Raw genomic sequence first — 23,215 nt, forward strand, 5'->3', positions numbered from 1 at the left:
ACGTATAAGTCATTATGTACGTTTCCATTTCTCTCATCTGTCAAAGCGACTTGCTCTGAGTGAATTGGCACCATTTCACAAATGTGACGGTTGCCGGGCTTCATAGGGCACTTCCCTCCACCGCTCTATATAAGAGTTTTGTATTCAGTTGATTACCCTACTTATACCACACATTGAATTCCATTGTCAACTGAGTTTCCCGAGTAGAAACGGCACGGATTGAAAGGCATAAATCTTTTCAATTGGCTGCCCTTTACGATGAATGAGCAGGCACGGCACACTTTCGATTTCATATTCAATTGCAATTTCCTGAACATAGTTTAAATCTGCTTTTCCGATAGGTAACTTCGGACGCATCGTTTCAATTACATTCAGCATTTTGGAAGCAACTGCACATGTACCGCACATCGGGGTAAATAAATAGAAAGCGGCCACTTGCTCTGCCGCCTGTGCACGCTGCCAGTCTTCTATTGTCCAGTTATTCATGAGGTCCACCTGCCAAGTAGTTCGGATGTACTTTAAAATTGGCGGCCGCTAAAATGGCAGCCAATAATTTGACGGGGGTCGTTTCCACTTCACGGTAGAGACGGTCCGTATATAAATGTCTCGCTTCCGGATACAGTTGTTTGAAGAGCTTGCGAATAGAATCGCCTGAAGCGTCCGCATCCAGAAAAACGAAGAGTTCCTGTTGTTCGTAGGGTGCCAGCAGTTCTTCAATATGGTACGGACTGATGGTGCCGTTAGTACAGAGAATCTCCACCGGCTCAGCAAGGATCGGCAACAGCCGCTTGCGGTCGGAGCCGCCTTCCACAATTAGAACTTTCGTGTCCATGCTGTTTCCTCCCAGCGTATAAAAAAAGCGCTGAAACGTTCCAGCGCATTTAAATTTCGGTATTATTCAGCTGTCATTTCCTCGTACTGCTCAGCTGTCATTAACGCATCAAGTTCAGCTTTGTCTTCGATTTCGACAACAACCATCCACGCATCTTCATATGGAGATTCGTTAACTAATTCCGGGCTGTCTTCCAGATTTTCGTTTACTTCCACAACTTTACCAGTCAGTGGAGCGTATAATTCTGAAACAGTTTTCACTGATTCAACGCTTCCGAAAGGCTCGTCTGATTTCAATTGATCGCCTACTTGCGGCAATTCAACGAACACGATGTCCCCCAGTTCAGACTGTGCGAAATGTGTGATTCCAATTCGGTATTTACCGTCTTCTTCTTTTACCCATTCATGCTCTTCTGAATAACGCAATTCTTTTGGTGTGCTCATGTCGTTACCTCCAAAATTATAATAGTTTGTCTTTATTCAGTTTGCCATAGTTCCCCTGTAAAAACAAGAAACTAAATCATTTCTTCCACGTTTCTGAAAACGCGGTTTCATTAAATCCGACGGTAACTTTTTGGCCGTCAGAGACGATCGGCCGTTTAATGAGCATCCCGTCCGAAGCGAGCAATGTGATTTTTTCATCGTCTGTCATAGTTGGCAGTTTGTCTTTTAAGTTAAGCTCACGATATTTCTTGCCGCTTGTGTTGAACAACTTTTTCATTTCAAGGCCGGAGTTCTTGATCATCGTGCGCAGTTCGTCTTCGCCTGGAGGTTGTTCTGCAATGTTTTTTTCCTCGAATGAAATCCCTTCATTCTCAAGCCATTTCTTCGCTTTGCGGCACGTGGTGCATTTTGGATAACCGTAGTATGTCATAGTCATAATGGAATCCTCCTTTTTTTCAGTATAGCAAATAAGCGTATGCTGATGCCAACCAAGCGACGGGTCACTTTTTTTAGACTTTGAGAGGCTGGAGTTTGGCCAGGGGCGGGGATGGGCGCTTCGGAGGGGACGCTTTCCCGGGGGCCCGCGGTGAGCCAGCCAGGTCGCGTTGCTTCCTTTGGCTGTCTCGCCTGTCGGGCTGATCCTCCGGGAGTCGCCTCTCCTGCGCGCCAATCCCTTGCAACGCAAGCGGGTGATACTTATTGATGCTCACTGAATTGGAGTTGTAATCGTTATACAAGTATCTGAACTTGAACTTCATCAGGTTCTAAGACAAAATTAATTTCCAAACTACTTATAGGGCGTAATCCAAGTCCCGCCGCTATTCACGCAGGATTGAAGCGGGGCTGATGGCGGCTCCCAATGGATTAGCCAGAGCTTCAACCCGCACCACAAAAAAACGCCCCACACAGGAGGCGTCTAGTGTACGTTATGATTACACGATGTATTTTTCTGCTTCGATCAGCTTTTCTGCCGCTTCACGCTTTTTCGCAATCAGGTTGTATGGATTGTTACGAGTCAGCTTGCGCAATGCAGAGAGCATCATGCGCTGGTTGTCGCCGTCGACTGCTGCGAGCAGTATTTCTTTCGCCGCCGCTTCGATGCGTCCAAACGCTTCCTGACAGAAGATTTGTGTATAAAGAAGCTTTTGGTTCTCTTTCTCTTCGCCGTTTTTGCTGATCGCTTTTTCCGTACGCAGCAAAGCAGACTCCATTCCGAAAATGTCGTTGGCGATGTCTGCGATGTTGACCAGGATTTCTTGTTCCTGATCGAGCTTCGTGCCGTAGCGCTGTGCTGCCAGTCCTGCGGCAAGGATACCGACCTTCTTCGCATTCTTCACGAGTACTCTCTCCTGCGCCAATGCTTCGTCGCCCACTTCTTCAGGCATCATCATCAACAGCTCTTCCTGCAGCGCCTGTGCCTGCTGCAGCAATGGCAGTTCGCCTTTCATTGCTTTCTTCAGGAATGTCCCAGGAACGATCATTCGGTTGATTTCATTCGTACCTTCAAAGATCCGGTTAATACGGGAATCGCGGTAGATGCGCTCCACTTCGTACTCTGCCATGAAGCCGTAGCCTCCGTGAATTTGAACTGCTTCATCGGAAATGTAATCCAGCACTTCGGATCCTACCACTTTGTTAATGGAACATTCGATAGCATATTCCGCAATGGAAGCCGCCACTTTAGCGCCATCTTTTTGCTCATCTGGGCTCATCGCCGCATTGCGCTCTTCAAAGTATCCGACCGTACGGTAAATCAAGCTCTCTGTTGCATACAGCATAGAAGCCATCGTACCGAACTTTTCTTTCGTCAAGTTGAATGAAGAAATCGGTGTGTCGAACTGCTTCCGCTGATTCGCGTACTTAATAGCCAGCTCAAGTGCACGCTTCGATCCGCCGATTGTACCTACTCCGAGTTTGTAGCGTCCGATGTTCAAAATATTGAACGCAATAATGTGGCCGCGCCCGATTTCTCCTAATAAGTTTTCCACAGGCACTTCTGCATCTTCGAGGATTAATGTACGTGTAGAAGATGATTTGATGCCCATTTTCTTCTCTTCCGGCCCTACAGAAACACCCGGATAGTCTCTTTCTACAATAAACGCCGTGAACTTTTCGCCGTCCACTTTCGCATATACGACAAAGACATCAGCAAATGCAGAGTTTGTAATCCATTGCTTCTCACCATTCAATACGTAGTGAGTGCCTGCAGCATTTAATGTAGCAGTTGTCTTGGCACCCAGTGCGTCAGAACCCGAGCTTGGCTCCGTCAATGCGTAAGCGGAGATTTTCGTGCCGCTTGCAGAGTTCGGCAAGTACTTCATCTTTTGCTCATGATTACCGAACAGTACGATTGGCAGCGTACCGATTCCCACGTGTGCGCCGTGAGTAATCGAGAAGCCGCCAGCTACGGATAATTTTTCCGCAATCAATGCAGACGAAATTTTATCCAGTCCAAGACCTTCATACTCTTCCGGAATATCTGCCGCAAGAAGTCCCAGATCGCCCGCTTTCTTCAGCAATGTCACGGAGTTTTCAAACTCGTGATTTTCGAGCTTTTCAATCAGCGGCGCCACGTCATTTTTAACGTACTCTTCCGTTGTTTTGGCAATCATTTTTTGCTCTTCTGTGAAATCTTCCGGTGTGAATACGCGTGATGCGTCCATATCCTCCGTTAAAAATGCTCCGCCCTTTACGAATTCTGTCATAGTGTTTCCCTCCATAGCTTTAGTCATAGTATTTCCCCCTGTTTGAACGTTTTTTTATTTATAGAACTTCAAATACTCCCGCTGCACCCATTCCGCCGCCGATACACATCGTAACGACACCGTATTTTTTCCCTTGACGTTTCAGTTCATTAATTAATTTTAATGTTAAGACGGTTCCTGTGGCCCCCAGCGGATGACCTGTCGCGATCGCACCGCCGTTGACATTCACTTTTTCCATATCTAGTCCAAGCTCACGGATGACAGCAAGTGACTGGGAGGCAAATGCTTCATTCAGCTCCCACAGATCGATATCTTCAATAGAAAGCCCTGCAATTTTCAATGCTTTTGGCACTGCTTCAATCGGCCCGATCCCCATGATTTCGGGTGGTACGCCGCCTACTGCGAATGAAAGGAATTTCGCCAATGGCTTCAATCCGCGCTGCTCTGCAACTTCTGAATCCATGACCAAGACCATTCCAGCACCGTCAGACGTCTGTGATGCGTTTCCTGCCGTAACAGAACCTTTGGCTGCGAACGCGGGGCGCAATTTACCTAGCACCTCTGTGGTTGTTCCCGGGCGCACGCCTTCATCCATCTCGAAGATCATTTGCTGCTCCTGATACTTGCCGTCGTCACCGACAAAACGCTTCGTAACTTCAACCGGAACGATTTCATCGACAAATTTTCCTTCTTTAATGGCTGCTTCTGCACGCTTATGTGATTCTACTGCGAATGCATCCTGATCTTCGCGGGAGATGCCATACTTTTGCGCCACTTGCTCCGCTGTATGTCCCATTCCCATGTAGTATTCAGGAGCTTCTTCCGCTAATTTAAAGTTTGGACGAATCGTATTCCCCATCATCGGCACCATACTCATCGACTCGACGCCGCCCGCCAAAATTGCTTCTGAGTGGCCAAGCATAATACGCTCTGCCGCATAAGCGATAGACTGCAAACCTGACGAACAAAAACGGTTGATCGTAACGGCAGGTGTCGTATCCGGTAACCCAGCCAGCGCGCCAATATTTCGCGCTACGTTCATTCCCTGTTCTGCTTCAGGCATGGCACAGCCGATAATTACATCATCAATCGGCCCGTCATAATTTCCTGCACGCTTCAATGTTTCCTTTATCGTCAGCGCCCCGAGATCATCAGGACGGACAGTCGCTAAAGAACCTCTTCCTGCTTTTCCTATCGGTGTTCGAGCACCGGCTACAATTACTGCTTCACGCATTCTGTTTCCTCCTTTAACTATCTCTCATCAGTTACGTAACGGTTTGCCCTTTACAAGCATATGCTGCATGCGCTGCTGCGATTTCGGCTCTGCCACCAAACTTAAAAATGCTTCGCGCTCTAAATCTAGTAAGTACTGTTCATCGACACGCGTGCCATACGGAATTTTACCGCCTGCCAAGACGTATGCCAGTTTCTTCGCGATTTTCAAGTCATGTTCACTGATGAAACCGGATCCGTACATCCCTTCAGCTGCCAGCAATAACGTTGCATAGCCTGAATCGCCAGTCACTGGAACTTTCTCTTTTTTCGGCGCTGTATAGCCTGCTTCATATAGAGACAATGCCGCTTGCTTCGCATCGTAGATCTGATGATCGGGATTGACGCTCACGCTATCCGCAAAGTCTAAGAAGTTATTTTCTCTTGCTTCATCGGCAGAAGTTGATACTTTTGCCATCGCAATCGATTCAAACACTTTATTGGCAATGTGCTGGTAATCAGTCGGCACACCGTTCGGCAAACCTTTTAAATGTTTCTGATACAGGTTGACGTTACCGCCGCCGCCTGGTATTAAGCCTACCCCTGCTTCCACTAATCCCATATACGTTTCCATAGATGCCTGAATATGCGCTGCCGGCAGACAAACTTCCGCCCCGCCGCCAAGCGTCATTTGGAACGGTGCTGCAACGACCGGTTTGCTGCTGTATTTAATTTTCATCATCGCATTCTGGAATGAACGGATTACAAAATCGAGTTCAAAGATATTATCATCCTGTGCTTCCATCAAGATCATGCCAAGGTTCGCACCGACACAGAAGTTTTTCCCCTGATTACCGATGACAAGCCCTTTAAAGTTCTTCTCCACTTCATCTACTGCGAAGTTGATCATCTGAATGATATCAAGGCCGATCGCATTAGATTGTGAATGGAATTCCAGTAATGCTACGCCGTCTCCAAGGTCAATCAGGCTTGCACCCGAGTTTTTCTTGATAACACCATGTTTTTTCTTGTATTGCTTAAGGTTGATCGCTTTTTCATTCACTTGTACAGCCTGATAATCTGAACCGTCGAAGTAGTACAGATCGCCGTCTATTTCTTTATAGAAAGTTTCATAGCCCTTATCGAGCAGCGACTGTACGAAAGCAGGAATTTCTTTGCCCTCTTCTTTCAGCAGACCGACAGACTTTTGCACGCCGATCGCATCCCATATCTCAAACGGTCCCTGTGACCATCCGAAGCCCCATTTCATCGCGTTATCGATCGCGACGATATCATCGGCAATCTCACCGTGAAGCTGTGCGGCGTAAAGCATCGTCGGTGTTAACGTATTCCATAAAATCTCTCCTGCACGATCTTTAGCGTAAACCAGCGTCTTTATCTTATTAGCCAAACCTTTTTGCTGCTTCGCCATTTCAATTGAAGGCGCTTTCATTTTCTGTGTAGGAATATATTCAAGCGTTCTCATATCCAGTTCTAGAATATCGCGGTCTTTCTTAACATAGAAGCCTTGTTTTGCTTTTGCTCCGATCCAGCCATTCTCAATCATTTTTGTTACGACATCTGGCAGTTCAAACGTTCTCTGTTCATCGCCGGCCGTTTGATCATAGACGTTTTTCGCAACATGCATATACGTATCAAGCCCCACTACATCCAATGTACGGAATGTCGCGGATTTCGGACGTCCAATTAATGTGCCGGTAATAGAATCGATTTCACCGATTGTATAGCCGCGTTCAAGCATTTCGTGCAATGTGACTTGCAGGCCGTACGTGCCAATGCGGTTAGCAATAAAGTTCGGAGTATCTTTCGCAATTACGACTCCCTTGCCTAAACGATCTTCGCCGAACACTGTCATGAACTCCACCACTTCTGGCGATGTCGTCTGAGTAGGAATAATCTCAAGCAATTTCAAGTATCTTGGAGGATTGAAGAAGTGTGTTCCAAGGAAGTGTTTCTGAAAATCTTCCGAACGTCCTTCTGCCATCGCTTCAATGCTGATGCCTGATGTATTAGATGAAATAATTGTTCCCGGTTTTCGTACGGTTTCAATCTTTTCATACAAACTCTTTTTAATATCTAAGTTTTCAACGACGACCTCAATGATCCAATCCACATCTTTCAATTGATCTAAATGGTCCTCGAAATTTCCCGGTGTAATTAATGAAAGGTTATTCTTCGTTGTCAAAGGTGCTGGTTTCTGTTTCAGCAATTTCTCCAATGCTCCTGCTGCAAACTTGTTGCGGAATTTCGGATTTTCCGCCGTTAATCCTTTTGCTTCATCATCCGCCCCCAACTTCGGCGGTACGATATCCAGCAAAAGAACAGGAATCCCAATATTGGCCAAATGCGCTGCAATACCAGAACCCATAACTCCAGATCCTAAAACTGCCGCTTTTCTAATTTGATAAGTCACGTGCAATCCTCCCTTTTCAACTTTGAATGAATGCTCATTCATTTCTGGCGTAAAAAAAATACGCGTTGCTTATAAATGCTAGTATAAATCATTTGAAACTATTTCGCAATATTTAATTGCTATTTAATCAGATTTTTTAAAATAAGCAATAAAATACCCAATGCTCTATAATCATTGTACACTATTCATTGAATGGAGGCGATAATTGTGAAACAAATTACATCTGCAGAAGAATTCAACGAAATCATTGCAAACGATCAGCCCGTACTGGTGAAGTTCGAGGCAGACTGGTGCCCTGACTGTAAGCGCATGGATATGTTTATCGATCCGATTGTGGAGAAATACGATAACTATACATGGTATGAAGCGGATCGTGACGTTATTCCTGAAATTGCTGAAAAGTATGAAGTAATGGGGATTCCTAGTCTGCTTATTTTCCAGAACGGTGAGAAGCATGCACACTTGCACAGCGCGAATGCCAAGTCCCCTGCTCAGGTGACAGAATTTTTGGATGGCGTAAAGATCTGAACCGTTGATTTCTGACACACGAAAATGCTGAGAACCTTCTCGTTCTCAGCATTTGTTTTATTTATGTGTGATTTTTGCAGGCTAAGATCGCTTGCCCCGATGTTATGAGCGCTTGACTTTTGACATTGAGCGCGCCGCTTGATGTTATGAGCGGCTAACCGATAACATTGAGCGCTGGCCGGGATGTATGAGCGCCCAGCCGGCAACATTGAGCGCCTGCCGTTGTTTTATGTGCGCCCAGCTTTTCATCCAGTTCCACTTATTAATGAAGGAGGAGTGTTACATGTCCAAATATATAGACGTCCAAGGCAAGTCTCAGTATGACCATGATATTCACCCCGGCTACCGCCCCTCGGCATGCGGGCCTGTTACAGCTTTTGTTTTGCTGCGTTATTTCTTCCCGGCCGATCAGACTCCTTCTATTAATGAACTGTATAAAAAGCTTGGCGGCACGAAGATAGGTCTGCCTGCCTGGCGATTTGTCCGCAGGTTCAGACGTTTGCTTGGCGCGGATTGGACAGTAAAAATATGCGATGTGCAGCAGGCGATGGAGCAGATTGACGCGGGCCGCCCCGTTGCAGTGAAGTTTGATAAATGGTTCAACTTCAGATGGCGCGGAAATTTTTCATTTGATTATCACTGGGTAGTGATGGCCGGTTATGAATACGTAAAGGGTGACCTTCACATTCTTGTCCATGACCATGGCGGCAGAAATCGCGATAGCCGTGTCCGGTCCATTCCCTACGGCATCAATCAAAAAATCGTGACGTTCATCAAAATCGAACCATCAAAACGGTGAAACAGCCAGCCCCTGTTTTGCGATCATGGAGTAGCCCTGCTCTTCCATGATGGCTGCCGTGTCAGCCGTGAACTCAGGAATGACCAGCTCTTCAAGCGGATCATCGATGATAATTTCACAATGGATGGCGGCAAGCTCTCTCGAAATCATCAGCATGCCTCCATCGGCTGCCAGCTTCTTTTGAATACCTGCAGTTAATTCTTCCCGTGCCGCAAGCACACCATCCACTGAACCGTACTCCTGAATCAGCTTCAGCGCCGTCTTTGGCCCAATTCCTTTTACACCGGGATAACCGTCACTCGCGTCTCCCGTGAATGCTTTCATATCAATGAATTGTGATGGTGTAATTCCATATTCCTCAACGAAGCGCGCTTCATTGTATTCGTCGTACTGTGTAAATCCTTTCTTCGTCAACGCAATCGAAACATCAGGCTGCAATAATTGAAGTAAATCCTTGTCGCCCGAAACTACCGTCAGCTTCGCTTCACCTTTCCATGTCTCAATCAACGAACCGATTAGATCATCCGCTTCCATATTCGGAATCCCGTAACTCTTCCATCCCAAAGCTTCAGATACTTCTCTGGCCATGTCGAACTGCGGAACCAATTCGGGTGCAGGAGCCGGCCGGTGTGCTTTATAGTCTGCAAATAGGTCATTGCGGAATGTTTTCGCTCCCATGTCCCAGCACACCGCCAAATGAGTCGGCTGAAAAATGGAGATGGCACTCATCGTATGCCGCGCAAATCCCTGGACGCCATTCGTCGGCACATCCCATGCATTGCGGAAAAATTGTCCGCTGTGTGCCGTCGCAAAAAACGAACGGAACAATAACGCCATTCCATCCACTACTAAAATATGAGGTTTATTTTCATTCATCTTGTTCCACTTCCTTTCCTATAGTTTAACACAGCTGACGAATGAAGAGAGGATAAGGTCAAATGACCAACAGGCTGCATATGATAAAACGAATAGAAAAGGAGGCGTTATCATTTGAATCCGCAAGATGAGTATATGTGGTATTCGCAATACCCGGCGCAATCTTGGCAAGAAAACGAGTATCAAGGCTTCGCGACGGCACAATTATTTTCCCCTTGGCAATCGTGGTTTCCAGGGCAGCAAAGTTCACAAGGGTTTCCTGGATCCCAATGGTTTCCGGGCATGCCGAGTTTCCCTGGTTCACCAGGTTTCCCGCCACAGCCGGGTTTCCCAAGTTCACCGACTTTCCCTGCACAACCGAATTTTCCGGGGCAGCAACCGAATCGGCCGGGGCAAGGCGGGCAGGCTGCTGCACCTACAACCGCGCCGCCCAGTCAAATCCCGAGCTATCCTGAATTCCAGACGTTTGCGGTAGATCCCGGTGCTATTTCGGGCTGCCTGTACCGCTTTACCTACGTATGGACTTCCAGGAGACGCGGTTTCTGGTTCTATCCGACATTCGTCGGCCGACAGTCAGTGGCAGGATTTCAATGGAACGCAAACAGATTCCGATGGGAGTATATCGGGATTGACTTGCAGCGGATCGATGCGTTTCGATGCGTCTGACGCTGCAGGTGCAAATAGAATTGAAGGAGTGATGGTTTGAGTCAGCAGGAAGAAGAAATGTGGTACCCTAAATTGCCCGATGGTTATCCGGGACAGCAGCCACAATATGAAATGTATCATCAGCAAAGCCAGCCGCAGCAACCAGGATATCAGCAGCAAGGGTGGCCGTACCATGCGCCGCCAAGTCAGCCGAACCATTCATGGCAGCCAGGGTATCCGGGGCAGCAACAGCATGGTTATCCTGGGCAGCAGCCTGGGTATCCCGGACAAACAGGCTACCCAGGGCAGCATGGTTATCCCGGACAGCCAGGATTCCCAGGATTCCCGGGATATCCGCCGCAGCCTAATTTTCCGGGACATCACGGAAATCAGCATGGCTATCCCGGCGGACATCACGGAAATCAGCATGGCTATCCCGGCGGACATCACGGAGATCAACACGGCTATCCGGGACAGCATGGCGGCCAGCGCCCTGAGCAAAGTGCACCTACATCCGCACCGCCGAGCCAGACGCCAAGTTATCCGGATTCCCTATTACGGGCTGTGGATCCGGGCGGCATAGCAGGCTGTCTGTACAGGTACACGTATGTATGGACGTCTCGAAATAAAGGATTCTGGTACTATCCAACATTTGTAGGCAGAACCTCCATTGCTGGTTACCGATGGGATCCGCGTCATTATCGATGGGAATATTATGGACTGGATTTACAGAAGATTGATTCATTCAGATGTACGTAAGCGGAATTCCGGTGTATGTTTTTATTCTATAAAGCAAAAAACCTGGCAAAATTGCCAGGTTTTTTATTTGGTTGCCGCTTCATGCCGCGATCAGAGTAATCTCTTCTGTTATTAATTTAAGAAAATTCCAGCACTGCATGCGGAGGATGTCTATTTCTTCGGCTCAATAATAGGCAGTGGTTTGTTTACTAAGGAAGGCGGCAGTGGTGTGATAGCGCAAAAACAATTCAAGTTCACAATAATACATTTCTTTGTTTTCCGAAGTGAATAAAGTTCTGTACAGGAGTCAGTCGGATACCCCTCCATATCCACACCTTCAAGTATGGTCAATAATGCGCAGCACGTCTCAATATCTACTTTTTCTACCCGGAAATATGGTGATTTTACGCCGGAGCAATAAGCGCCAAACGGCTTGTGTAATTTGCAGCCTGTAAGTTTGAAAGGAATTGTATCGTGGACGGAGCGTTTGCAGACAAATTGAAGATCGGCACCCAGTTTGGAAAGACATTGTTGTTCTTCAAGCAGTTTTTTCATCGAAAGACATATGCATTCAGGATGATTCATGATTTCTCTCCTTCCATTGTCATAAACACATTCTACCTATATATATTACAAAGATTGACGCTGAGATAGGCAGTTGCTTGTGGGTTTGCAATAGAAGCATACTGAATGGTGTGTACGCGCTAATTTAAAACATTCTCTTATTTTGCTTTATTAGCAACATAAACTGCATACGGAATTAAATTTTTAGCTACATCAAACGCCAGTTGGCCATTCCCTGGTCTCCAATTCACTTCAAATATCCAAAGCTTATGATTTTCATCGACACCAATATCTATTCCTAGCTCATCGAATTCAACGTCGTATAATTTTTCAAATTCATTTGTGAACCGTTCGGCAAACTTTCGTAAAATCTTTCGGATGTTTCTGCTTTCCCCCTCGAACTCCCTTTCTAAAAAGGATGAAAGCGTGCCCATGCTGCCGCCGCGGGAAATATTGCTCGTCACTCTGTCCTTGGCTCCAATTCGAGGATAAATGATTGTAATCATCCATTTTCCCTGCCCGTCTTTTTGCACATGTATCCGAAAATCATACGGATTCCCTTCTTTTGTCCGGCATAAAATATACGGCTGCACCAAATACGCCTGATCACTTATGAGCATCTGCAAAACTTCCGTCAGTTCTTCTTTATTCATTGTTTGGTGTTTTGCCCCTGAAATCGTACAGTACTTTTTCCCATCCTGTTCAATAAACCAGATACCTCTCCCCTGACTTCCGGAAACAGGCTTTACAATTACTTTTTCATATTTTTTTAACGCGTCAAACACTTCAGCGGCATTCACAATTGTGATCGACGGAATCAAGTAATCTGCGAACTCCGGCATTTTCTCAATCCGTTTGTAGACATTCATTTTATTCCCGATTGAATAAGATGTGAACGGAATGAGATCTTTAAGCTGCTGATAGACTTTTATTTCCTCATCCGTTTTCATGCCCACCGCGTTGAAAATGACATTCGGAAATGGCAGGTCTTTCTGCAGCCACTCGCCATTTTCATAGACATAGCCCATAATCCGGCGTGCGGTAAAATTTACATCTTTCGGTGAAAAGTAATAAAATCCAACACCTTCCATTTTAGCAACCGCTGCACAGGCAAAAGCTTTCCTCACATTTTTCGGATGTTTCCTTGTATGCAACATTCCTACTGTCACCATCTCTATCTCTCCTCTTCAGGTTCAATATAAAACCTCAAATTTTTCGCGGCTTGTAATGCGTTTTTCTTAGCTTCTTGCGATGAATTGCCGGTCGCCATAACATATCCGTATCTGCTTCCCATCGAAACGGCCGGTGTCATATAGGCACCTTTTCGGGGTTTCACATATACTTCCCGCACCCCTTCCTGTCGCATCGCCGCATTCTTTCCTGTTACCTTCAATAGATATCCATACGTGCTGATAGTAATGTAGTGTGTATACAGATGACGTTCGTGCTTTCGTTTCAAGTCAACTTCTTCACCCATAAACAGTTTTAACGTCTCTTCCATCAAGTTAATACCGTATGCTTCTTCAATCATCCGGTTCATCGCGCCGCCGGATATCCGCGGATTTAACTCAATCAATTTCCATTTACCCCGCACATAGCGCAATTCTATATGGCACGCCACATGCTTTGCGCCCAAGTCGTGACAAATAGATTCCACCGCCTGATAAAGCGTGGCATATAATTCTTTCTCGAGCTGGAGCTGAAAATCATAACCCGTGATAATGAACTTCAACTCTTTTTTAATATCTTGCTTGATTACGGCGACTATATGAAGTTCGCCATGATCAACGACTAGCTCCACCAAATATTGCGGTCCATCCAAATACTCTTCTACTACAATGTTCTGATTTGGATACAGTTTCAGCATCCGCCTCATCATCGTCGTCATTTCTTTTTTGTCTGCTGCCAGATAGACATCCCTTGACGCTTTCGATAACGGGGACTTAATAATGAGCGGAAAGCGGTGTTCTTCTGCGATAAACTGCTGCAGATTATTTTCCGGATTATAAACAGCAAACATCGGTGTTACTGGATTATCAGCCAGTGCGGTTCTGGTCAGCACTTTATCTTCCATCTTCCTGTAGGATTCCCCTGAAATCTTCGACAGACATAATTCATTCATGAGCAATGCCGTCATCGATACAAACGGATCTACAAAGCTGAAAATCCCTTTAATCTTGCGTCCCTGCTTCTGTAAGAGGCGGATATTCGCGCGAATCTGCTCCTCCGTCAATTCACTTACGTGGATCATTTCCGTGACGTCTGGGAATTCCAGTCTCTGATCGATGAATTTCACATTCTCCGTCAGCAAAACCGTCACATAGCCCATTCTATCCGCAGCTTTTATCGCTTCCCTGCTCGAACCACTTTTCGTAGTTTCCACAAAAACAATAGTATTCATTTTTTCACTCTCCTCAGCCAAAACCTATACATCACGTGCAGATGCAGAATGAACAAAATAAGTGGCCACTTGTATTTTTTCATTCTCTTATTCATATGAAAATGCACTGTAAGTCTGATAGGCCTTAGAACAAGCCACTATAATGTTTTCAGCATTCTGTCATTTCACATGTAAAAACCGGGTAACTTCACAGGCAGAATACCTGAATTTAATAAAATAACCTTTGTGCTATTCTGATAATTAAGTATAATAAAATAATAACTGTATCTATAGCAACCGCATGTCAGCCAGCAAAACTGTGCGTGATACAACCAATTCATCATTTAAGGGGAGATCAACTATGACAGCAGCAACAGAAACTATTATTCAAGCCTTAAGAGAGGTATTGACTGAAGAACAGGTGACTATCAATAAAACCGTGCGTGAACTTCACGGAAAAGATGAGTCTTACCATACAATGAAATTACCGGATATCGTGGTATTCCCTTCATCCGCCGAAGATGTGAGTCACGTTATGCGCGTCTCCAGCAAGCACCGCGTCCCCGTCACGCCATACGGCCTTGGCTCCAGTCTGGAAGGTCACGTCATTCCGGAAAACGGCGGCATTACGATTGACTTTTCCCATATGAATCAGATCCTCAGTGTGCAGGCTGAGGATTTTCTAGTGACTGTACAGCCCGGAGTCACTCGTTCTCAGCTGAACAAAGAACTGAAAAAACACGGCTTGTTCTTTTCTGTCGACCCGGGCGCTGATGCCACACTTGGCGGAATGGCAGCAACGAACGCAAGCGGAACCACTTCCGTGAAATACGGGATCATGCGTGATCAGGTCCGTGATCTAGAAGTCGTACTGGCAGACGGCACCATAATCCACACAGGCAATAAAGCGGCAAAATCAGCATCCGGTCTTCATTTAAACGGATTATTCGTTGGATCGGAAGGTATTCTTGGCTGCTTCACAGAGCTGACATTACGCGTCTATGGAATTCCGGAATTCACGACAGCAGCACGCGCTTCCTTCCCGACTGTAAACGATGCAGTGGAAGCGGTTGTATCGATTTTACAGGCCGGCATCCCGATTGCACGCGTCGAACTGGTCGATGAGCCATCCATGAAACAAGTAAATCTATTCAGCGAAACAAACTATAAGGAAAAACCCACACTGTTCCTTGAGTTCCATGGCAATGAAGCCGGGCTGCAGCAGGATGTCGAATTCACCAAAGAAATTGTTGCCGATCATCATTGCGAAGATGTGGCATTTGAAACGGATAACGCAGAGCGAAATCGGCTATGGGAAGCCCGCCATAACCTTGCCTATGCATTCATCCATTCACATCCCGGAAAGAAACTGATGGTGACGGATGTTTGCCTGCCAATTTCAGAACTGGCGGATGCAGTGAATCACGCGCGAGAAACAGTAGAATCCCTCGATATGCCCGCAGGAATTGTGGGCCACGTAGGTGACGGCAACTTCCACGTACTTTTAATGATGGATGTGAACAATCCTGAAGAAATTGCCAAGGCTGACGAACTGAACGAAAAAATCGTTCTCTACGCATTGGAGCGAGGCGGTACTTGTACAGGTGAGCACGGTGTCGGGACAGGCAAACGGAAGTACCAGGAACAAGAACACGGCGCTGCTCTAGTTGTGATGGAAAAGATTAAACGGGCACTCGATCCGGACAACCTGCTTAATCCAAATAAAATTCTTCCACTTGACAGCACGGAGACAAAGCTATGAAAGTTCTTGAAATGATTGGTTCCATCGCAGGGAAATACTTTGCAGTGTGGGTCATTATTACCGCAGTCATCGCATTCATGTTCCCCGGTCCTTTCTTGGGGTTAGGCGCGTACATTACGATTTTGCTCGGCGTAGTCATGTTCGGAATGGGGCTGACATTGCGCGCAGCTGACTTTAAAATTGTTGTGACGAATCCGTTGCCGGTCATCATCGGTGTCGCTGCCCAGTTCGTCGTTATGCCGCTGATCGCATTTGGCATCGCGTACTTATTGAAGCTGCCTCCTGAATTAGCGGCGGGCCTTGTGCTGCTCGGCTGTGTCCCGGGCGGCACTGCATCCAACGTTATGGTCTATCTGGCAAAAGGAAATCTTGCGTTATCAGTCGCGATGACCTCACTTTCCACATTGCTCGCGCCAATCGTCACGCCGTTATTATTGTTAGTGCTGGCCGGACAATGGCTTCCGGTTGATGCCATGTCGATGTTTAAATCCATCGTTCAGGTCATTATCATACCAATTGTTCTGGGACTGCTTATTCAGCGGTTCTTTCCCGGGGCTGTCGCAAAAAGCGTCTCCGTCGTTCCAATTATCTCCGTCGCTGCGATTCTCATCATCGTGGCTGCTGTGACGTCTGCCAACGGCGGGAACGTCGCAAGTTCAGGAGTAATTGTGTTTATCGCAGTATTCCTGCATAACGGACTGGGGCTCCTGCTCGGCTATCTCATTGCGTTATTGCTTGGTTTGAATGAAAACGACAGACGTGCGATTTCACTCGAAGTCGGCATGCAAAATTCCGGTCTCGGCGTCGCACTCGCAACTGCCCATTTCGGACCGCTTGCCGCCCTGCCAAGTGTATGGGGTGCAATCTGGCATAATATTTCGGGCCCTATTCTTGCAACGATCTGGTCAAAGAAAAAGACTGGCGGGGAAGATTCGGATATCGCAATCAAACGCGCAAAAGTAGATTTATAACCACTTATAGAAAGCACATCAGGCTTCGATCTCTTAAGAAGATTTCGAAGCCTGATGTTTTTTGTAACATTTTATTTTCCAATATTAATTTATTGTTACAATTGCCGGATTCAATGGTTAGCGCGCGAATAGTGTGCTATGTTTAGGCTATATAGGCGGAATATGGAAAACCCGACAAATTGACATGGAGAGATTACTTTGAAAAGAAAATGGCTTGTCGCTTCATTACTGGTTATTTGGATTGCAGGAGGCGTAATTTTATGGCAAGACTGGAATTCCAGAGAATATGCGCTTTCTGACAGACCGCAAGAAAACGCAAGTAAAGACTCAGCGGTGACTTCGGCAGAGGCCGTAACGGAAGTCGAAACAGAACAAAAAATAGAAAAGACCTCCATCAGTACAGCGACAATCGGGATGGTTGGAGATGTGCTGCTGCATAATCCCATCTATACATATCCAAGCTTCGACTTTGCCTTTGAAGCGGTACAAGAGAAAATGACCGGAATCGACTTCCTGCTGGCAAACCAGGAATCCATGCCGGGGGGAACGGAACTTGGACTGTCCACGTATCCGAAATTCAACAGTCCTAAGCATATCATTCCTGATCTGCAAAACGCAGGTGTCGATATGATTACTCTTGCCAATAACCATACGTTCGACAAAGGTGAAATCGGGGTGCGGAAATCTATTGAACACGCGCAAGAGTTCGGGATGCCGTATGTCGGGGCTTATGAATCTTTCAAAGACCGTAAGACTCAGCGAATTGTTGATGTGAATGGCATCAAGATTGGTGTATTGGCATATACGTACGGAACTAATATTACACTCGACCTGCAGGACAAAGAATACCTGGTCAACTATATCAACCGGGATCGGATAGAAAATGAAATCCAAGAGATGAAGCCGCTGGTGGACGTTACGATTGTGTCGCTGCACTGGGGTCCGGAGTATCATTTAGAAACCTCGGAAGACCAGGCTGACCTCGCGCAATTCGTCTCAGATGCAGGTGCCGATGTCATTTTCGGGCATCACCCGCATGTACTGCAGCGCTATGGTGAAGTCGGCAACACAAAAGTTTTCTTCTCGCTCGGCAACTTCTACTCTGCCCAGCCGTTTGATTACACGAATTTTGGCGGGATTGCCAGATTGTCAGTGACGAAGGAACAAACAGGCGACCTGACGGAAGTGACAATCGATGACCCGCGGTTTTTCCCGACAGGTGTCATCAGGAATCAGCAGAACCGCTTTAAAGTTGTGCCGCTGCATCAGGCGAACGCAACGATTCATTACAGTGAAGAGTGGGTCGAAAGCCACGTTGGCGTGCCAAAATGGTAAACGAAAAAACAGTACAGGAGCTGTCCGTAAAGTCTTTGTGACTTTTCCGGGCAGCTCCTTTGCCGTTATTCAGCGGGTATCAGAACCGAAGCATAACGGCTGCTTGTCTTACTTTCCTGACACGGTCTTCACGTCTTCCACGAGCAATTCATTTTGGCTCTTCGTGATGCCATCGTACTTTTTCACCACTTCTCCTTTTGGACTGACTAAATAAAAGAAGTAACTGTGTGCACGCTGATCCAGTGCACCTTTTTCCAATATGGAGTGAAACGTATTCATGGAAAGATCCCGGACTGTTTCAAAATCATAACCGGTTAAAAAACTCATGGTACTAAGATCAGCTCCATAATCCATGGCATAGTTTTTCAGCACGTCCTGCGTATCCCTCTCCGGGTCAATGCCAAACGAGATAATTTGAGGTGTCAAACCTTCTTCTTTTAACTCCTCTTGAATACTGACCATATTAGCAGTCGTGCGCGGACAGATGGTCTCACAGTTTGTATAGGAGAAATATGCAATCCACCAGTCCCCTTTCAGATCCTCCAGGCCGAGCGGTTCATCGTCTTGGGTGACAAATTTGAAATCGGGCATCATCTCGGACATATTCGTTTCGATTGTATGATTGCATGCGCTGAGCATGAGTGTGACAGCGCAAAGAAATAAAGCTGCTCTTAATTTCATGAACATCCTCCCTAATCATAGTATGCCGAAACGAAGGAATACACATTCCTTCATTTATATGCATAACTTCATTTTCCAGTCTATCTCTCAAATACCCGTTTATACATTCTCCACACTCTTCCCCATTCCAATAAAATTGCAGGATTTTCAGCGCAGTGCAGCACGCTTCTATTGACGTCACCTGCGCTGCAGCTTTTATTTTTTCATTACTTTATATCAAAAACTGAAAAAAATACAGATGTATAGTATGAATCTGTCTAAATGAAAGGATTTTGGGTAAACATAAGTGTGTATGCTTTACCAAGCGAAATTATATTTCATTTATTATGTATGAGGAGGGATTATGATGGCAGATCATCAGCCACCGAAAGATGTGAATAACAAACCGCAGCATGAGCAAGACATGGGCCGAAGAAACTTCCTGAAGAACACTGGGTTAGTTGCTGGCGGACTTGTGGGGGGATCACTGTTTGGAGGTCTTCTGACAGGCGGATTGGATAAGAAAAACAATAAAACAGATAACCAAACAGCTGGAAATGACAGCAATAATGCACTGGAAGTTACACAGGCACGACAATTCTTCACGCGTCATCAGGATTTTAAAGTATTGATGGCCTCCACAGAACAAATTCTCCCGGAGGATGAACTTGGCCCGGGTGCAATCAAACTGGGTGTCCCCTACTATATCGACAAACAACTGGCAGGCCGCTGGGGCATTAACGGGCGTGACTACCGCCACAGCCCGTACGCAGTAGATTTGAAAGAAGCCGATCAAACAGCAGGTCCAGGCGGTGAACAATCCATTTTGGACCGCGGCAGCATTTTCTTGCTTGGTCTTCGTAAAATGGACGAAGAAAGCGAAAAACGCTTTAACGTCACATTTGATCAAGCAAGCGAAGAACAGCAAATCGAGATTATGACTGATTTTGAAGCGAACAAAGTCGCTATGAAAGGCGTAAAGGCATCAGAGTTCTTCATTTTATTGAAACAGGCAACATTGGAAGGCGCTTATTGCGATCCACTTTATGGAGGGAACGTGAATATGGAAGGCTGGAAGATGAAGGAATTCCCGGGTGCTGTAGCTTCCTATGCAAATGTAATTGAACTGGACGAGTTCCAAAAGATGGATCCAGTCAGTTTAAGAGACTATCAAGGACATTAAGAAATGAACGATAAGGAGGACATGCAATGGTAAAAAAATTAGAAAAAGTAGATGCGGTCATCGTCGGTTCCGGTTGGGTCGGAGGAATTGCGGCAGCGGAACTGACGAAAGCAGGATATAACGTCGTCGTGCTGGAACGGGGTAAAAACAAAAAGCACGAAGACTTTATCGGAACAAAAGATGAATTACGCTATTCCAAGCGTTATGACCTCATGCAAGAACTTAATAAAGATACAATTACATCGCGAAACTCAATGAGTAAAGAGGCAATGCCTGTACGGAATAATATGAATGCACGCCTTGGAAACCATACAGGCGGCGCAGGTGTCCACTGGAACGGCATGGCTTTCCGTTGGCTGCCATATGATTTCGAGATTTACAGTAAAACAGTCGAGCGCTATGGCAAAGAGAAAATCCCAAAAGAGTCGACGATGCAGGACTGGGGCATTACATACGACGAGCTCGAGCCCTATTATGATAAATACGAGAAAACAGCGGCCATTTCAGGTGAAGAAAACCCGATTGGTCCCCCTCGTTCCGATAAATACCCAAATCCACCGATGAAAGAAACACCGAACATTCGCTTATTCATGGATGCAACGAAAGCTCTTGGCTATCATCCGTATCGCATTCCGTCCGCTAACGCTTCTCAAACGTATACCAATCCAGACGGGGAAACAATCAACGGATGTGTATACTGTGCATTTTGTGAAGAATACGGCTGTGACTTCGGTGCAAAAGGTGATCCAATCGGTACGGTGCTAGCAACAGCAAGGAAAACCGGCAAGATGGAAATCCGCAATGATGCCTTCGTCAGCCGCGTAAGTCATGACGGCAAAAAAGCGAACGGGCTAGTGTATACGGATACGACAACAGGTGAAGAATTCGAGCAGCCTGCTGATCTCGTGGTGCTTGCAGGTTTTGTTTTCACCAACACAAAGCTCCTTCTGACATCCAAAATCGGAAAGCCGTATGATCCGGTAACCGGTCAGGGGATCATCGGGAAGAACTTTACAGGCCACTTTAATAATCTGTCGACCTATATCGGTGCACGCGGATTCTTTGACAATAAAAAGTTTAACAACTTTATGGGCACAGGCGGACTCGGTGCAACGATCGATGATTTCAGCGGCGACAATGAAGACCATACGAATCTCGACTTCCTGCACGGTTACGAAGTGCACTACAGTCAGCTTGGAACACGTCCGATTGCGCATAACTCGGTTCCTGAAGGCACGCCGGGCTGGGGTAAAGAATTTAAGAAGCAATCATTAAAATATTTTAACCGTAATTTATTCATCACAGCCCAAAGCGGCTTCTTGCCAAACAAAGAATCCTATATGGACCTGGATCCGACGTATAAAGACGCGCTTGGCAATCCTCTTCTTCGCGTTACTGTTACTTATGCAAAACAGGATATCGCCCGGGCAAAAGCCGGTGTAGCGCGCTGTGAAGAAATCATGAAAGAAATGGGCGCGGACAAAATAAATGTCGATGTCGTAAAAGATGATATCGTGTTCGACCATAAATTTTACACGGACCACTTCTTCGGCGGTGCAATCATGGGGGCTTCTCCTGAAAATTCCGCAGTCAATACGTATTCACAAATGTGGGATATGGAAAACCTGTTTGTTGTGGGCGGCTCCTCATTCCCGCATAACAGTAACTATAACCCGACTGTTACAATTGGGGCATTCGCCTACCGTGCAGCGGAAGGTATGATCAAGTACTTAAAAGAAGGCGGTAATGTAGCCGCAAAAGCTCTAGAGAAAAATGCCTGATTATAAATGAAATAAATACGCCTTCCCCTTGTATAGCGTAACAGGGAGAAGGCGTATGTTTGTGTGAGTATATGCAATGCCGAACATCACTTAATATGCAATATAACCTTCTCTTTCAAACTGGAAAGGATTGGCGAACGCTCGATTGCAATCGCCGCAATTTCAGAAAGATGTCCTTTATTCGTTGTTGACTCTGCAGACAGGCTGATCATCGGTTTGGTAATACCGCTGTCCCCGCTTTTAATTCCCAAAAATGGCGCTTTGTCGCATATTCCATTAAAGACGATTTCTGCTGAATCTACCGTGACGCCTTGCTGATGGGCCTCCAAATGAAATGTCACACCGAAACTGGTAGCTGCTGCCGCAATTAATAATTCAATCGGCATCACTTGTTTTTCTCCAGGCTGCGCAATCCCCTGCAGGTCAATCTCCTGCAAGTCTTTCGTTTCCAGCGAGATCATTTCCCCTACAACATATCGGCAAGTACCCTGCCATTCGCTGATCGCAAGCGACGGATCTTTTTCTATCAGCTTCTTTATTTCTGTCATGATTTTTGTAGTACTCATATATAGTGCCTCCTGCTTCTTAGTTGTGTATCCATTATACATGTCACAGAAAAAATTGATATGGCTGGAAGTATTGAGACGGGAAGTTCTGTCCTGCACACTGCTGATATTGAAAAGTAAGCCGAACAAATCATAGCGTATTTTTAAGAAATCGTTAACTGAGTGGATTTTAACATCTTTTGGAAAAGTAATCAATGAACAGATTCCCCCAAGTTTGGGCTTCCGGGACTTGCTGTGATAATAACTGCCCGCAGCCAGGCAGCACCACATACCTATTCACCCTTATCTGTTTAAATGAATCCGTAAAAAAAACTGCAAGCACATTATGCTTACAGTTTACATCGAATAATTATGATTCTTTTTCCCATGTACTTTCACTCGACCATCTCACTTCTCAAACATACTCTCAATCAACTCTTCCATATCCTCCGCAGCATGCATTTCTTTTGACTGAAGTGCATCCAGCACGCCATTCTCCATAGCCTCTACACTGAACTTCTCTGTCTTCTCTTCCACACAGCTGACGAATGTTGCGTATGCTTCTTGCAGCTCCTTGCCTTCTGTCTGAAATGCATTCGGAATTTCCAGGGCATTCATGTCTGCCAGTATTTGCTTGAACTCTTCCACTTTCACTAGCCATTGTTCTTTCATTGCGGGAATATCAAGCTCTTGCTTTTCAATGAATTCTTCGGATATGCCTTCATATTCTTCTGACGCTATAATCAAGCGTTCATGTAATCGAATGATTTTCTGTAAGTAGTCTTTTCTGCTGATTGCCATAGTATCATCTCCTGTGTTGAG

The 23,215-nt window shown here is 45.9% G+C and carries 23 protein-coding genes and 1 riboswitch; of the genes, 9 read left to right on the forward strand and 14 right to left on the reverse strand.

Annotated elements, in window-relative coordinates:
* Positions 1-30: 30 nt before the first annotated feature.
* Positions 31-136, reverse strand: a riboswitch (SAM riboswitch).
* Positions 137-186: 50 nt separating this feature from the next.
* From SporoP37_RS04630 to SporoP37_RS04660, 7 genes are all read right to left on the reverse strand, one after another.
* Entirely contained in the window at positions 187-486 is a 300-nt protein-coding gene (locus SporoP37_RS04630) for a thioredoxin family protein (RefSeq protein WP_081242530.1), read from the reverse strand.
* Entirely contained in the window at positions 479-832 is a 354-nt protein-coding gene (locus SporoP37_RS04635) for a toprim domain-containing protein (protein WP_081242531.1), read from the reverse strand. The genes SporoP37_RS04630 and SporoP37_RS04635 overlap by 8 nt, the downstream gene beginning before the upstream one ends.
* 62 nt (positions 833-894) lie before the next feature.
* A complete protein-coding gene (gcvH, locus tag SporoP37_RS04640) occupies positions 895-1,275 on the reverse strand; it encodes a glycine cleavage system protein GcvH (RefSeq protein ID WP_081242532.1) in 381 nt (126 codons plus the stop codon).
* A 76-nt stretch (positions 1,276-1,351) separates the two neighbouring features.
* Positions 1,352-1,711: an arsenate reductase family protein gene (locus SporoP37_RS04645; protein ID WP_081242533.1), complete on the reverse strand. Its 360-nt coding sequence runs from the start codon at positions 1,709-1,711 to the stop codon at positions 1,352-1,354.
* A 496-nt stretch (positions 1,712-2,207) separates the two neighbouring features.
* Positions 2,208-4,007 carry an acyl-CoA dehydrogenase family protein gene (locus tag SporoP37_RS04650; RefSeq protein ID WP_369821955.1) on the reverse strand — a complete coding sequence of 600 codons (1,800 nt, stop codon included), beginning with the start codon at positions 4,005-4,007 and terminating at the stop codon, positions 2,208-2,210.
* 31 nt (positions 4,008-4,038) lie between these two features.
* Complete coding sequence (locus SporoP37_RS04655) at positions 4,039-5,214, reverse strand: acetyl-CoA C-acetyltransferase (protein ID WP_085430357.1); 1,176 nt, start codon at positions 5,212-5,214, stop codon at positions 4,039-4,041.
* A gap of 27 nt (positions 5,215-5,241) precedes the next feature.
* Positions 5,242-7,668 carry a 3-hydroxyacyl-CoA dehydrogenase/enoyl-CoA hydratase family protein gene (locus tag SporoP37_RS04660; RefSeq protein ID WP_443028535.1) on the reverse strand — a complete coding sequence of 809 codons (2,427 nt, stop codon included), beginning with the start codon at positions 7,666-7,668 and terminating at the stop codon, positions 5,242-5,244.
* A gap of 165 nt (positions 7,669-7,833) precedes the next feature.
* Here SporoP37_RS04660 and SporoP37_RS04665 point away from each other — a divergent pair, with 165 nt between their 5' ends.
* Both SporoP37_RS04665 and SporoP37_RS04670 read left to right on the forward strand, forming a co-directional pair.
* The gene (locus SporoP37_RS04665) at positions 7,834-8,154 is read left to right on the forward strand and encodes a thioredoxin family protein (RefSeq protein ID WP_081242536.1); all 321 of its coding nucleotides are present in this window, start codon (positions 7,834-7,836) and stop codon (positions 8,152-8,154) included.
* Between the two features lie 283 nt (positions 8,155-8,437).
* Entirely contained in the window at positions 8,438-8,953 is a 516-nt protein-coding gene (locus SporoP37_RS04670) for a C39 family peptidase (protein WP_085430359.1), read from the forward strand.
* Here the strand turns inward: SporoP37_RS04670 and SporoP37_RS04675 are convergent.
* Positions 8,942-9,829: a 5'-3' exonuclease gene (locus SporoP37_RS04675; protein WP_085430360.1), complete on the reverse strand. Its 888-nt coding sequence runs from the start codon at positions 9,827-9,829 to the stop codon at positions 8,942-8,944. The two genes, SporoP37_RS04670 and SporoP37_RS04675, sit on opposite strands and share 12 nt — an antisense overlap.
* Positions 9,830-10,111: 282 nt before the next feature.
* Here SporoP37_RS04675 and SporoP37_RS04680 point away from each other — a divergent pair, with 282 nt between their 5' ends.
* Positions 10,112-10,495, forward strand: coding sequence for a hypothetical protein (locus tag SporoP37_RS04680; protein WP_232329806.1), 384 nt, complete (start codon positions 10,112-10,114; stop codon positions 10,493-10,495).
* A gap of 36 nt (positions 10,496-10,531) precedes the next feature.
* A complete protein-coding gene (locus tag SporoP37_RS17640) occupies positions 10,532-11,233 on the forward strand; it encodes a hypothetical protein (protein ID WP_085430362.1) in 702 nt (233 codons plus the stop codon).
* Positions 11,234-11,383: 150 nt separating this feature from the next.
* On the opposite strand, the gene SporoP37_RS04690 is transcribed toward SporoP37_RS17640, so the two are convergent.
* The 3 genes from SporoP37_RS04690 to SporoP37_RS04700 all read right to left on the reverse strand — a co-directional run bounded on the left by SporoP37_RS04690 (position 11,384) and on the right by SporoP37_RS04700 (position 14,177).
* Positions 11,384-11,767 carry a CotY/CotZ family spore coat protein gene (locus SporoP37_RS04690; RefSeq protein WP_198160051.1) on the reverse strand — a complete coding sequence of 128 codons (384 nt, stop codon included), beginning with the start codon at positions 11,765-11,767 and terminating at the stop codon, positions 11,384-11,386.
* A gap of 167 nt (positions 11,768-11,934) precedes the next feature.
* On the reverse strand, positions 11,935-12,948 hold the full coding sequence (locus SporoP37_RS04695) for a YheC/YheD family endospore coat-associated protein (RefSeq protein WP_081242542.1): 1,014 nt from the start codon (positions 12,946-12,948) through the stop codon (positions 11,935-11,937).
* A gap of 2 nt (positions 12,949-12,950) precedes the next feature.
* On the reverse strand, positions 12,951-14,177 hold the full coding sequence (locus SporoP37_RS04700; protein WP_081242543.1) for an ATP-grasp domain-containing protein: 1,227 nt from the start codon (positions 14,175-14,177) through the stop codon (positions 12,951-12,953).
* A gap of 340 nt (positions 14,178-14,517) precedes the next feature.
* Here SporoP37_RS04700 and SporoP37_RS04705 point away from each other — a divergent pair, with 340 nt between their 5' ends.
* From SporoP37_RS04705 to SporoP37_RS04715, 3 genes are all read left to right on the forward strand, one after another.
* Positions 14,518-15,918 (forward strand): FAD-binding oxidoreductase, encoded by a 1,401-nt coding sequence (locus tag SporoP37_RS04705; RefSeq protein ID WP_085430363.1) that lies wholly within the window; start codon positions 14,518-14,520, stop codon positions 15,916-15,918.
* Positions 15,915-16,889: a bile acid:sodium symporter family protein gene (locus SporoP37_RS04710; protein WP_085430364.1), complete on the forward strand. Its 975-nt coding sequence runs from the start codon at positions 15,915-15,917 to the stop codon at positions 16,887-16,889. The genes SporoP37_RS04705 and SporoP37_RS04710 overlap by 4 nt, the downstream gene beginning before the upstream one ends.
* A 198-nt stretch (positions 16,890-17,087) precedes the next feature.
* Positions 17,088-18,224, forward strand: a complete 1,137-nt coding sequence (locus tag SporoP37_RS04715) for a CapA family protein (RefSeq protein ID WP_085430365.1) — start codon at positions 17,088-17,090, stop codon at positions 18,222-18,224.
* A 108-nt stretch (positions 18,225-18,332) separates the two neighbouring features.
* Here the strand turns inward: SporoP37_RS04715 and SporoP37_RS04720 are convergent, their stop codons facing one another.
* Positions 18,333-18,905 carry an SCO family protein gene (locus SporoP37_RS04720; RefSeq protein WP_099662744.1) on the reverse strand — a complete coding sequence of 191 codons (573 nt, stop codon included), beginning with the start codon at positions 18,903-18,905 and terminating at the stop codon, positions 18,333-18,335.
* A 346-nt stretch (positions 18,906-19,251) separates the two neighbouring features.
* On the opposite strand from SporoP37_RS04720, the gene SporoP37_RS04725 reads away from it, so the two are divergent.
* Both SporoP37_RS04725 and SporoP37_RS04730 read left to right on the forward strand, forming a co-directional pair.
* The gene (locus tag SporoP37_RS04725; RefSeq protein WP_085430367.1) at positions 19,252-20,067 is read left to right on the forward strand and encodes a gluconate 2-dehydrogenase subunit 3 family protein; all 816 of its coding nucleotides are present in this window, start codon (positions 19,252-19,254) and stop codon (positions 20,065-20,067) included.
* A 26-nt stretch (positions 20,068-20,093) separates the two neighbouring features.
* Positions 20,094-21,848: a GMC family oxidoreductase gene (locus SporoP37_RS04730; RefSeq protein WP_085430368.1), complete on the forward strand. Its 1,755-nt coding sequence runs from the start codon at positions 20,094-20,096 to the stop codon at positions 21,846-21,848.
* A gap of 86 nt (positions 21,849-21,934) precedes the next feature.
* Here SporoP37_RS04730 and SporoP37_RS17230 read toward each other — a convergent pair whose 3' ends face one another.
* Positions 21,935-22,414, reverse strand: a complete 480-nt coding sequence (locus SporoP37_RS17230) for an OsmC family protein (RefSeq protein WP_158233612.1) — start codon at positions 22,412-22,414, stop codon at positions 21,935-21,937.
* A 387-nt stretch (positions 22,415-22,801) separates the two neighbouring features.
* Positions 22,802-23,194: a hypothetical protein gene (locus SporoP37_RS04740; RefSeq protein WP_085430370.1), complete on the reverse strand. Its 393-nt coding sequence runs from the start codon at positions 23,192-23,194 to the stop codon at positions 22,802-22,804.
* Positions 23,195-23,215 lie beyond the last annotated feature (21 nt).

It is taken from the genome of Sporosarcina sp. P37 (assembly GCF_002109365.1).
Taxonomy (GTDB): Bacteria; Bacillota; Bacilli; order Bacillales_A; family Planococcaceae; genus Sporosarcina.